The following is a 12,009-nucleotide window of genomic DNA, read 5'->3' as shown; positions in this document are numbered from 1 at the left end:
TGGCGACAACTCAGCGGTACTTTCCCAAACCGTATAACCATGGAATGCGAAATCAGCCGAACGGCCGGAATAATACAAGCAAAGAGCCACCCGAAGGAATCGAACCCCCGACCTTCCCGCAAACGATGGGGATGCTCTACCACTGAGCTAAGGTGGCGTGGCTTGAGACGTAGTCTCGAGCCAAGAGAGCAATATAGCACTTCGCATTGCGGCATGCAAACGACGATGCAAACGAATGGTGTCGGTCGTCCGCCGCATCCCGCAGCACGGGGACCGCGCGTTATGCTAGCATCGGTAAACCTGACTGCTGGTCCGGAACAAGGAAGAACATGCGTGATTTTGTGCTGGTGCGGTTGAGCGACGACGAGTTCGATGAGTTCTCCGCCAAGCATCCGCAAGGCAATTTCCAGCAAACCTCGGCCATGGGCCGTCTGCGCGCCGCCCAGGGCGTGGACGTGGAGTACCTGGCCGTCAAGGAACATGACGATATTGTGGCGGCCGCCTTGTTCGAGACGCACCGTTCTCGTCTGTCCACGTTCGCCGCCATCCACGACGGGCCGATGGTCGATTATCACGACGTCGAACTGCTCACGTTCCTCATGACCCAGCTCAAGGCCCATGCCAAAGCCAAGGGCGCCTCTCAGCTGGAGATCACCCCCGAGACCCCGTACCGACTGCGCGACTCGGACGGACAGCCTCTGCTGGCCGGTGCCGAAGGGGCACAGCCGGATGATGCGCTGCTGAGCAACCTGGAATCCATCGGCTTCAGACATGGCGGCTTCACCGTGGGCTACACGGCCGTGCCGCGATGGCGCTATCTCAAGGACCTCACGGGCATTGAGACCGAATCGGACCTGCTGAAGTCCTATGACAAGCGCACCCAGTGGAGTGTCAAGCGCGCCCGTTCCATGGGCGTGCACGTACGCGAGCTGGCCGACGACGAGCTGGGCGTGTTCGCCGCCATCGAGCAGCAGACCGCCGAACGCCGCAGCTTCGAATACCGCGGCGAGGAGTACTTCCACCGGTTCAAGAAGGCGTTCGGCGCCAAGGCGCATTTCATGGTGGCCGAAATCCACATCGACGAGTACGTCAAGGACATGACGGCCAAGCGCGAGGCGCTCGCCGCCAAAGTGGAGTCGCTGACCGCCAAGAACGCCGAGCACCCCACCACCAAGACCGAACGTCAGCTGGGGGAGGAGAGCCGCAACCTGGCCGCCGCCGAAAAGCGTCTCAAGGAGGCCGCCGAGCTCGCCAAGAAGGGCGATGTGCTGCCCGCCGCGGCCTCGCTGTTCGTGGAACACCCGCGCGAGACCATCTACCTCTTCTCCGGCAGCGTGGAGGAGTACAAGCCGTTCTACGCCTCCGCACTCATCCAGCACGAGGCCATGCTGCACCTGTGCCTCGAACGCGGTGTGAGCCGATACAACTTCTACGGCATCGACGGCGTCTTCGACGATCCGGACGACGAGGGCCGCGGCGTGCTCGAATTCAAGCAGGGATTCAATGGATACGTCGAGGAGCTGCCCGGCGAATTCGAGCTGACCGTCAAGCCGCTGGCCTATGCCCTCAAGCAGCTGGCGCACAAGGTGCTGTCCCGCTGAGCAAACAAGCGAAACCATCGAAAACCGTCGAAACCATCGAACAAGACCCAAGACGTATCAGGCGGCGGCAAGCCGCTGCAAGAACCAAGAAGAGAAAGCCTGGACCCATGACCACTGCAACCGCAGCATCGACTTCGTTGAAACCCGTCAAGATCACGCCCGAGGAGCTGGACGCCTTCTCCGCCAAGCACCCGCAGGGCAGCTTCCAGCAGACCTCGCAGATGGCCGCCATGGGCGCGTACAGCGGCGAGATCGATTACGTGGGCGTCAAGCGCGGCGGTGACACGGGTGAACTCGTCGCCGCCTGCTACGTGGTGTACACCAAGGGCCGCCTCGGGCTGGAAGGCTCCGTGTGGTGCGGTCCGCTGTGCGATTACGACGACCCGCAGGTGGTCGAGGCCATGACCGAGGCCCTGCGCCGCTCCGCCAAGGCCCACCACGCCATCAGCGTGTCCTGCTGGCCGGCCGCCGTCTATCAGCTGCATGATCTGGACGGCAAGCCCACCAGCGACCCGGACACCGCCATGATGGAGAACATGGCGCGCTTCGGCTGGCGGCACGGCGGCTTCACCGTGGGCTACGAGAAGGTCATCAACCGCTGGAACTTCATCAAGGGCCTCGACGGCATCCACGACGAGCAGGAACTGCTCGCCTCCTTCTCCAAGTACCGCCGCAAGAACATCCGCATCGCCCAGGACGCCGGCCTGACCGTGCGCCGCCTGCGTCGCGACGAGCTCGGCACGTTCGTGAAGCTGTGCGACATGTCCGCCGCGCGCCAGGGCTTCAAAGGCCGTGACGTGGCCTACTACGAGCGACTGTTCGACACGTTCGGCCGCAACATCGAGTTCAACGTGGTCGAGACCCACTTCGACGAGTACCTGAAGACCCTCGAGACCAAGCTCGCCGCCGCCGACAAGGACAAGCGCAACCTGGAACGCCAGCTGGAACGCGCACGTGCGGCCGCCGAAAACGGCGAGGCCCCCAAGAAGAAGGGCGCCTCCGACCCCGCCACACTGGAGAAGCGCATCGCCACGGCGGACAAGAAGATCGGCGCACTGAAGCAGGACATCACCAAGGTGCAGGGCATCATCGACTCCGACGGCCCGGTGATCCCGGTGGACGCCGGCGTCTACTTCTGGCATCCGAACGAGGAGGTCTGCCTCTCCAGCGGCGAGGACGACCGATTCATGGGCTACTACCCGTCCTCCCTGATCCACTTCCACTCCATGCTGGACTGCATCGCGCGCGGCGTGACCCGGTTCAACTTCTACGGCATCTCCGGCATCTTCGACGAAAACGACCCATCCTACGGCGTCTGGCAGTTCAAGACCCGCTTCGGCGGCTTCGTGGAGGAACTGCCCGGCAAGTTCACGCTGCCGGTTGACGGCCTGCGCTTCGCGGCCGCCGAAGCCGCGCACAAGCTGCTGCATCGCTGACGCCGGTCTGACGGAAGGGGAATAGTATGGGCACCACATCGTTGAGCACCACGGGCTACACGTTCGGCACCATCACGCCGGACGAACTGGACGAGCTCTCCCGCACCGCCGCCCAGGGCAGCTTCCAGCAGGCCTCCGGGCAGGTCAGACTCGCCGAGGCGCGCGGCCATGAGGCCGAATGCATCGGCGTGCGCGACGCCGAGGGCGATCTGGTGGCCGGATGCGTCGTCATCTATCTGAACGGCCGGTTCGGTGCCGACGGCTCCATCTACTTCGGCCCGATCCTCACCTCGATCGAACCGGGATTGGTCACGGCCGTGACCGAGGCGATCCGCGATTCCGCCCGCCGTCATCACGCCGTTTCGGTGGCCTGCTGGCCGAACATCACCTATCGCCGCTACTCCTCGCAGGGCGAGCCGGTGAGCACCCCGAACGATACGGTCATCAAGGCGTTCCAGGACGCCGGCTGGCAGCACGGCGGATTCCACACCGGCTACGGCGTGGTCTGCCAGTGGATGTACGTCAAGGACCTCTACGGCACCACCACGGCCAAGGAGCTCATGGCCTCGTTCGGCAAGCGCGCCCAGTGGAGCGTCAAGCGGGCTCAGTCGATGGGCGTGCATGTGCGCGAGATCGGTCCGGACGAATTCGGCGTGTTCGCGGAGATCGAGCGTCAGACCGGCGAACGTCGCGGCTTCGCTACGCGCGGCGAGGACTACTTCCGCCAGTTCAAGGAGGCCTACGGCGATGCCGCGCACTTCATGCTCGCGGAGATCCACATCGCCGAATACGTGGCGGACATGACCGCCAAGCGTGAGGCATTGGCCAAGAAGGTGGCCGATCTGCAGGCCAAGTACGACGAGCGCCCCACCACGCGCATCGAGCGTCAGCTGGGGGAGGAGAGCCGTAACCTCGCCGCCGCCGAGAAGCGACTGGCCGAAGTGGAGGACTTCGCCAAGCGCGGCGACGTGCTGCCTGCCGCCGCCTCGATGTTCGTGAGCCACCCGAACGAAGTGGTCTACCAGTACTCCGGCTCGGTGGAGGAGTACAAGCCGTTCTACGCCTCGGCGCTCATCCAGTATGAGGCGATGCTGCACCTGTGCGTGGAGCAGGGCATCAGCCGGTACAACTTCTACGGCATCTCCGGCGTCTTCGACGACCCGGACGACGAGGGCCGCGGCGTGCTCGAATTCAAGCAGGGCTTCAACGGATACGCCGAGCAGATGGTCGGCCAGTTCACCCTGCCGGTGGACAGGCTGCGCTTCGCCGTAAGCAACTGGGCCCACAAGCTCCTCAACCGGTAGCAATCTCGGCTCCCCTTGTCAGGGGAGCTGGCGCCGATAGGCGACTGAGGGGTAGTAGGAGAACGACTCAGGGAGGCGCAGAAGACGGAGTATCGGCCTTGGGCCGATACCGATCCAACAGTCAGCGGCCTCACACGCCCATGAGCATATGTGCCGCGGCCATGAGCACCAACGAGATCATCGCGGTCAGGGCCAGCGAGAAGCCGGCGAGCTTGGCGTTGCCGAGCACCTTGTCCGTGAACAGCGTGGAGAAGATGGCGATCGGCGCGAGCGAGCAGATCACGGCCACCGCGCGCACCGAGGCGGAGAACGGCAGCAGGAACCAGGCCGCGCAGGCGAACGCGATGCTGAACGGCAGTCGCCATGCCACCACGGCCAGCACTTCCTTCACGTCGTGCCTGGACTGCGGCAGATCCATGAGCATGCCCACCATGAGCATCGAGACCAGCGCGTTCGCATTGCTCAACGGCTGGCAGAACGTGGCGATCCAGCCGGGCACATGGATATCGGCCACGGTGAGCAGGATCATGAGCAGATACGTGTCGAACGGCACGGATCCCAGGAAGCTTTTGCCGATGGTGCGCAGCAACGCGCGACGGGCGAGCCGTTTGGCGTCCCTGTCCTTCGGCTTCTCGTACGGCAGGGTGGGCGCGTCTCCCGCATGCTGTTCGGCCAGCGTCTTGCCGGGCTTGATGTGCAGCAGCTGCTGGGTGAGCACATTGGTGCCGGCGGCCACCATCACGCAGTTGCCGATATCGAACATCGCGGCCGGCACCACGGCGCCCGCGCCCCAGAACGACTGCACCACCGGGAAGCAGAAGCAGCCCAGGTTGAATCCGGCGCCGTTGAGCATCAGGAAGGCGCGGTCGGTCACGTTGCGCCGGCGCGTGGTCAGGAAGATGAACACCACCGGCAGCAGCGAGCAGAAGAACGCGAACACGGAGATCCACAGCAGTGAAATGTCGTGCGGGTTCGTGGCGAAGGAGTAGACGATGGCGCCCGGCAGCACGATGTTGAATTCGACGGTCTGCAGAATCCGGTAGTCGTTCTGCCCGAACAGGCCGAACCGCCTGAACAGGTATCCGGTGAGAATGATCAGCAACAGGCCGACCGGCGTCAGAATGGCGGACATGGCTCGCTCCCTTCAACCCTTATGACACCACTATCTGCCGTCCGACGCGGTCGTTGCGCCGTGATTCCGTACCATGGACGCGAGCCATGCCGTCCGGGAGGATGGGTGAATGGGTGCGAGAGACGGGAATCGAACCCGCAAGACCGAAGTCACAGGAACCTAAATCCTGCGCGTCTACCAATTTCGCCACTCTCGCGCTTCCCGGACGGATCCGTGCTTCCCCTGCGAGGGTCGGCGCCGATCCGCTTTTCCGGGTGATATGCAAAACCCTAGGCGGACGAACCGACCTAGGGTAGTCGAGCCACTTGTCAGAATCGAACTGACGACCTGCTCATTACGAGTGAGCCGCTCTACCGACTGAGCTAAAGTGGCTTGGTTCGCGGGAGGCTTTTCGCCAGCCGCGCACAAGAAAATAAGTATAAGGCATCCTCTGGATTTGTCCAATCGGGGTTGCGTTGGCCGTGTCGCATCGGCGTTGACGTGGCGTGTCGGGGTGCCGTTGGGATACACGCGGCGCGTGTCGGGGTGGTGCGGGTGCCGTTTGCCGGGTGCTGCTCGGACGGGGCGGTCGTGCCACGCTAACTACCGATTGGTCATCTGAGGTGCGTTTCCGAAACGTCGGTTTGCTGCCATCGGTGGGACACTGAATGTTTTTGTTCTGTTCATGTCTGCTTTTGTGAGTATTCTGTGGGGTGATACGGAACGCATCCAGCTGCGTGCAAGGACGCTCCAATCAACGAGGAAAGGAAAAATTCCATGGCAATCAATCCTCCTGTTGACGCCACCAAGACCCCCGCGTGGGTCGCGTTGCAGAAGCACTACGACGAGCTTCAGGCCGAGGGCATCGACCTCAAGAAGTGGTTCGCCGAGGATCCCGACCGCGTCAAGGAGCTGAGCTTCGACGCCGGCGATCTGCACTTCGACCTGTCCAAGAACCTGATCAAGCCGGAAACCCTCCGCCTGTTCACCTTCCTCGCCGACGAGGTCAAGCTCGGCGACCGCATCAAGGCCATGTACACCGGTGTGCACATCAACAACACCGAGGACCGCGCCGTACTGCACACCGCGCTGCGCCGCCCGGTCGAGGACGAGGGCAAGTACATCGTCGACGGCCAGGACACCGTCAAGGACGTGCGCGAGGTGCTCGACCGCATCTACAAGTTCGCCGACGACGTGCGCTCCGGCAAGTGGACCGGCGTGACCGGCCGCAAGATCGAGACCGTGGTCAACATCGGCATCGGCGGCTCCGACCTGGGTCCCGTCATGGCGTACGAGGCCCTGAAGCCGTACGCTGACGCCGGCATCTCCGCCCGCTACATCTCCAACATCGACCCGAACGACCTGGCCGAGAAGACCAAGGGCCTCGACCCGGAGACCACCCTGTTCATCATCGTCTCCAAGACCTTCACCACCCTGGAGACCCTGACCAACGCCCGCGAGGCCCGCACCTGGCTGCTCGAGGAGCTCGAGGCCAACGGCGCCATCGCCGCCGGCGACGAGGCCCAGCGCGCCGAGGCCATCAAGAAGCACTTCGTGGCCGTCTCCACCAACCTGGAGAAGGTCGCCGAGTTCGGCATCGACCCGAACAACGCCTTCGGCTTCTGGAACTGGGTCGGCGGCCGCTACTCCGTCGATTCCGCCGTCGGCACCTCCCTCGCCGTGGTCTTCGGCCCGGCCCGCTTCGAGGAGTTCCTGCACGGCTTCCACGAGATCGACGAGTACTTCGCCAAGACCCCGTTCGAGAAGAACGTCGTGGTGCTGCTCGGCATGCTCAACGTCTGGTACCGCAACTTCTTCAAGGCCGCCTCCCACGCCGTGCTGCCGTATGACCAGTACCTGCACCGCTTCCCGGCCTACCTGCAGCAGCTGACCATGGAGTCCAACGGCAAGTCCGTTCGTTGGGACGGCACCCCGGTCACCACCGAGACCGGCGAGATCTTCTGGGGCGAGCCCGGCACCAACGGCCAGCACGCCTTCTACCAGCTGATCCACCAGGGCACCCAGCTCATCCCGGCCGACTTCATCGCGTTCGTGAACACCCCGAACCCGACCAAGGACGGCGACCAGGACGTGCACGAGCTGTTCCTCGGCAACTACTTCGCCCAGACCAAGGCCCTCGCGTTCGGCAAGACCGCCGACGAGGTCCGTGCCGAGGGCACCCCGGAGGAGATCGTCCCGGCCCGCGTGTTCACCGGCAACCGTCCGACCACCTCCATCTTCGGCGTGGCCCTGACCCCGTTCGCGCTCGGCGAGCTCATCGCCCTGTACGAGCACATCACCTTCGTCGAAGGCACCGTGTGGGGCCTGGACTCCTACGACCAGTGGGGCGTGGAGCTCGGCAAGCAGCTGGCCAAGCAGATCACCCCGGCCATCTCCAAGGATGACGAGGCCCTCGCCCAGCAGGACGCCTCCACCCAGAGCCTGATCGAGTTCTACCGCAAGAACCGCGAGTTCTGATCTTCGCTCCTATTCTTGGCTCCCTCTGATGAGGGAGCTGTCACCGATAGGTGACTGAGGGAGAGATTATGCCCGGCATCGCATTTGTTGATGCCGGGCATTTTTGTGCCTTGACGTGGCAAACAGGGGAGTATGTACCGGTTCACCCCTGTTCGAGGACGGCTTAGCGAGGCGCGACGGGCAGCATATGCCGATCTCGCCCTGTTGAGAAAGGCCCAACGGGGTCGAAAGGGGATTTGCCTGTATGTGCCGCCTTGCTGAGACCATGAAGCCGTTGCGTGACGGTCGGTACATGCCTGTTTTGCTGCGGTCAGGCATTCGACGGCGCGGCACAATGACTGGCATGTGCCTGTTCTGCCGCGCCGAGTGACTGTCAGCGCGGCGGAGCAGGCAGTACTCGCTCTGATTTCGCCTTGGTTCCGCCTGATGAAGTCCCCTCCTCGTCTCCCTGCAAACACTCCGCGTTCACCTTCGGGCGGTATCGTAGAAGGGGAGAAAAGCATGACTTTGCAAGGAGGCACAGCATGACAGCACCGTCAACGCACGATCCGTCCGAAACGCACAACCACGAGACCAACTATCCCATGGCCGCCAAGGTCTACTTCACCCGCGACATCAGCCCCGCCGGCCTCATGCGCGTCTACGAGGCGTTGGAAGCCCGCCCGCAAGGCAAGGTGGCGGTCAAGCTCAGCTCCGGCGAAGGCGGCAACACCCACTACCTGCAGCCGGCCCTCATCAAGGACCTCGTCCAGCACCTGAACGGCACCATCGTGGAGTGCAACACCGCCTATCCCGGCACGCGCGACGTCTCCGCCCACCACTGGCAGACCATCAAGGATCACGGATTCATGGACATCGCCCCCTGCGACATCCAGGACGAGGAGGGTGAGATCGAGATCCCGGTCGAGGGCGGCAAGCGCATCACCGCGGACATCGTGGGCTCCCATTTCCCGAACTACGACTACTACGCCGTGCTCTCCCACTTCAAGGGCCACATAATGGGCGGCTTCGGCGGTGCGCTCAAGAACATCTCCATCGGCATGGCATCCTCGAACGGCAAGAAGCGCCTGCATTCCGGCCAGGATGAGATCCTGCCCAACCCGTTCAGCGGCGACCAGGACTCCTTCCTGGAGGCCATGGCCGAGGCCGCCACCGCCGTGTTCAACGCGCTCAAGGGCAACATGCTCTTCATCAACGTGATGAACAACCTCTCCGTGGACTGCGACTGCGACGGCAACCCGCACCCGCCCGTCATGGCGGACATCGGCATCTGCGCCTCGCTCGACCCGGTGGCCGTGGACCAGGCCTGCGTGGACATGGTCTATGTCTCGCACGACAACAAGGAGCCGCTCATCGAGCGCATCGAATCCCGTCACGGCATCCACACCATCGAGCACGCCGTCGAAATGGGCCTCGGCTCGCGCGACTACCACCTCATCGACCTCGACCAGCGCTGAACCGAAGGAGTCTTCATCATGCAAACAACCGCAACCACGCGCACCCACGCCCTGCCGTCCATCAAATTCCAGTCCGCGGCGGCCGTACTCGCCGTCATCGCGGCCGTGGCCCTGCCGCAGGTTTTCCACCTGGCAGGCGCCGCGCTCGGCCTGGGCATGGCCCTCGGCCAGACGTTGCTGCCGATGCACCTGCCGGTCCTGCTGGTCGGTCTCCTGGCCGGCCCTTACGCCGGCGCGGCCACCGGCGCGCTCGCCCCGATCGTCAGCTTCGCGCTGACCGGCATGCCGATGGCCCCGATGGTGCCGTTCATGGTCATCGAACTCGCCGCCTACGGCCTGTTCGCCGGCCTGCTGCGCGGCGTCCGTCTGCCTGCCGCGATCCGCTCGCCGTTCGACTGGCTCGTCAAGCTTGTGACCGCGCAGGTGGCCGGCCGCGTGGTCGATGCCATCGCGATTGCCGTGGCCGTTGCGCTGCTCGGCAACACCACGATGACGGTCGCCTCCGTCTGGACGGCGGTCGGCACCGGCCTGCCCGGCCTGATCCTCCAGTGGCTGACGATTCCGGCCGTCATGTTCGCCGTGGACCGTCACCACGACTGACGAGACGGGTCCGGCATGAACGACAGTGCTCTCGAACGCGCCAAGGCCGCGCTGCTGGCCGACCCGTCCGTCGGCTGCGTGGCGTGCCGCGTCCGTGCTGGTGGCGACATGACTTCGGCCGCTGACCGTGACGACCTCAACGGTTCCGGTCGCCGCCGTGTCGATGACGATAACGGTTATCGGCGAAACCGCTCCGCCGGCGTGCGTGCCGAATCCGACGAGATCCTCACCGGATTCGGCCGCGGCGTGCGCCCGCTGCTGCAATGGCTCGCCGCCGGCCAAAGCCTCATCGGCTATTGCGCCGCCGACCGCGTGGTGGGCAAAGGCGCGGCGCTGCTGTATGCCAGGCTCGGCGTCCGGGCCGTATACGCCGAGACGATGAGCGAAGCCGGCCTTGCGGCCCTGCGGGCCAATGGTATCGAGGCCTCCTGCGGCACGCTGGTACCGGTGATCCTCAACCGTTCGCACACCGGCGTCTGTCCGATCGAGCAGTCGGTGGCCGCCATCGGCGACCCGGCCGCCGCCGAACCCGCCATCCGAGCCGCCGTGGCCCGTCTCATGCGGCGGTGATATCCGATTCCTTTGCGTCGGTTTTCCTGAAATAAGGACTGACTTCGTGAAAAACGATCATTGAGTAACCGTCAGTGATCGTTTTTCACGAAATCAAGGAGCGTTTCGAAAAAACCGGTCACTGAGAGCCCATCAGCGATCGGTTTTCGTGAAGTTCCCCATCGTTTCGTGAAAAACGACGCAAAAGAGAACGAAACCGGTTGCATGCCATGGGCTATGCTGGAACACAAGTTCTGAAACATTTCAGAAACCGGCTGACCGGATGCCGGCGATCGGCGGTCCGGGATGCCGGAGTCGATGGCCGGTCACGGGGCATCTGGTATACATCGATGCGAAACGATGTGACCGGCAAACGAGGGGAGAGACCAATGGCCGCGGGCTCACGCAAGCCGACGCTTCATGATGTGGCGAAGCGCGCCGGCGTTTCGGTGGCGTCGGTCTCGAACTATCTCAACGACTACCCGTACATGAAGCCCGCCACGCGCGAGCGCATCCAGAAGGCCATCGACGAGCTGGATTACGTGACCAACCAGCAGGCCCGCAACCTGCGTTCCGGCCGCACCGGCCTCATCTCCCTGTCCCTGCCGGATCTGAACCAGATCTACTTCGCCGAACTCGCCGAGGAAACCATCAAGCAGGCCCGCGAATACGGCTACCGGGTGATCATCGAATCGACCGGCAACGACCGCCAGCGTGAGATCGACAGCGCCCGCGCCATGGCCAGCAACATGACCGACGGCCTGATCCTGAGCCCCACGCAGCTCAGGGCCGAGGACGTCCACGAACTTGAGGGCGACTACCCGCTCGTGGTCCTGGGTGAACGCCTCTTCGGCGCCCCGGCCCCGCACGTGATGATCGCCAACGAATCCGCCGCGCAGGCCGTCACCGAACATCTGCTCAAGGCCGGCTGCCGCACCATCGCCGTGGTCGGCGGCACGCTGGACTCCTCGCTGCCGTCCTCCCGTTCGATGCGCACCAAGGGCTATGTGGCCGCGCTCGCCGACCACGGCCGTCCGCTGAGGCCCGAACTCGTCCGCGAGACCGGGGAATGGACCAGCGCCGAAGGAGCCAAGGCCGTGCGCGACATGTACGCCCAGGGCATCCGTCCGGACGGCATTTTCGCCCTGAACGACCTGCTGGCCATGGGCGTGATCAGTCAGCTGCGCGAGATGCGCGTGCGCGTGCCCGAGAGCGTGCGTGTGGTGGGCTTCGATGACATCGACGAGGCGAAGTACACGATCCCCACGATGACCACCGTGGATCCGGACCGCGCGCAGGTGGCCAAGCTGGCCATCGAGTCGATCCTCAAGCAGCTCGACAACGGGGCTCGCGCGCCGCAGAGCCGGATAGACGTGGCCTTCCAGCTCAAATACCGTGCCTCCTCGCCTCAGGTGTGAGCCACAGCGGGTGAGCCGCGGGGGCGGTGTGAAGCGGCAAAGGGCGGTGCGAACC

Annotated in this window: 9 protein-coding genes and 3 tRNA genes; 8 read left to right on the top strand and 4 right to left on the bottom strand. The window is 64.2% G+C overall.

The window, feature by feature from the left end; all coding sequences use genetic code 11:
• Positions 1-84: 84 nt before the first annotated feature.
• Positions 85-157 (bottom strand) — tRNA-OTHER (locus tag KIH81_RS02980).
• A 172-nt stretch (positions 158-329) separates the two neighbouring features.
• On the opposite strand from KIH81_RS02980, the gene KIH81_RS02975 reads away from it, so the two are divergent.
• The 3 genes from KIH81_RS02975 (at position 330) to KIH81_RS02965 (ending at position 4,341) form a co-directional block, all read left to right on the top strand.
• Positions 330-1,601 carry an aminoacyltransferase gene (locus KIH81_RS02975; RefSeq protein ID WP_214304000.1) on the top strand — a complete coding sequence of 424 codons (1,272 nt, stop codon included), beginning with the start codon at positions 330-332 and terminating at the stop codon, positions 1,599-1,601.
• 107 nt (positions 1,602-1,708) lie between these two features.
• Positions 1,709-3,037 carry an aminoacyltransferase gene (locus tag KIH81_RS02970; protein WP_214303999.1) on the top strand — a complete coding sequence of 443 codons (1,329 nt, stop codon included), beginning with the start codon at positions 1,709-1,711 and terminating at the stop codon, positions 3,035-3,037.
• A gap of 26 nt (positions 3,038-3,063) precedes the next feature.
• The gene (locus KIH81_RS02965) at positions 3,064-4,341 is read left to right on the top strand and encodes an aminoacyltransferase (protein WP_214303998.1); all 1,278 of its coding nucleotides are present in this window, start codon (positions 3,064-3,066) and stop codon (positions 4,339-4,341) included.
• A 130-nt stretch (positions 4,342-4,471) separates the two neighbouring features.
• On the opposite strand, the gene KIH81_RS02960 is transcribed toward KIH81_RS02965, so the two are convergent.
• The 3 genes from KIH81_RS02960 to KIH81_RS02950 all read right to left on the bottom strand — a co-directional run bounded on the left by KIH81_RS02960 (position 4,472) and on the right by KIH81_RS02950 (position 5,845).
• Positions 4,472-5,473 carry an AEC family transporter gene (locus tag KIH81_RS02960; RefSeq protein ID WP_214303997.1) on the bottom strand — a complete coding sequence of 334 codons (1,002 nt, stop codon included), beginning with the start codon at positions 5,471-5,473 and terminating at the stop codon, positions 4,472-4,474.
• A 114-nt stretch (positions 5,474-5,587) separates the two neighbouring features.
• Positions 5,588-5,669: transfer RNA gene (locus tag KIH81_RS02955), tRNA-Leu, on the bottom strand.
• A gap of 103 nt (positions 5,670-5,772) precedes the next feature.
• Positions 5,773-5,845 (bottom strand) — tRNA-Thr (locus KIH81_RS02950).
• A gap of 384 nt (positions 5,846-6,229) precedes the next feature.
• Here KIH81_RS02950 and pgi point away from each other — a divergent pair.
• The 5 genes from pgi (at position 6,230) to KIH81_RS02925 (ending at position 11,954) form a co-directional block, all read left to right on the top strand.
• Positions 6,230-7,930 (top strand): glucose-6-phosphate isomerase, encoded by a 1,701-nt coding sequence (gene pgi / locus KIH81_RS02945; RefSeq protein WP_109057638.1) that lies wholly within the window; start codon positions 6,230-6,232, stop codon positions 7,928-7,930.
• 524 nt (positions 7,931-8,454) lie between these two features.
• Positions 8,455-9,387, top strand: a complete 933-nt coding sequence (locus tag KIH81_RS02940; RefSeq protein ID WP_214303996.1) for a DUF362 domain-containing protein — start codon at positions 8,455-8,457, stop codon at positions 9,385-9,387.
• An 18-nt stretch (positions 9,388-9,405) separates the two neighbouring features.
• Entirely contained in the window at positions 9,406-9,987 is a 582-nt protein-coding gene (locus tag KIH81_RS02935; RefSeq protein ID WP_214303995.1) for an ECF transporter S component, read from the top strand.
• 15 nt (positions 9,988-10,002) lie between these two features.
• Positions 10,003-10,557, top strand: a complete 555-nt coding sequence (locus tag KIH81_RS02930; protein ID WP_214303994.1) for a DUF1893 domain-containing protein — start codon at positions 10,003-10,005, stop codon at positions 10,555-10,557.
• Between the two features lie 368 nt (positions 10,558-10,925).
• Positions 10,926-11,954, top strand: a complete 1,029-nt coding sequence (locus KIH81_RS02925) for a LacI family DNA-binding transcriptional regulator (protein ID WP_214303993.1) — start codon at positions 10,926-10,928, stop codon at positions 11,952-11,954.
• Positions 11,955-12,009 lie beyond the last annotated feature (55 nt).

This window comes from Bifidobacterium miconisargentati (assembly GCF_019331675.1).
Classification (GTDB): Bacteria; Actinomycetota; Actinomycetes; order Actinomycetales; family Bifidobacteriaceae; genus Bifidobacterium; species Bifidobacterium miconisargentati.
The sequence above is the reverse complement of the archived record's forward strand: the minus strand, read 5'-3'. Positions and strand labels throughout refer to the sequence as shown.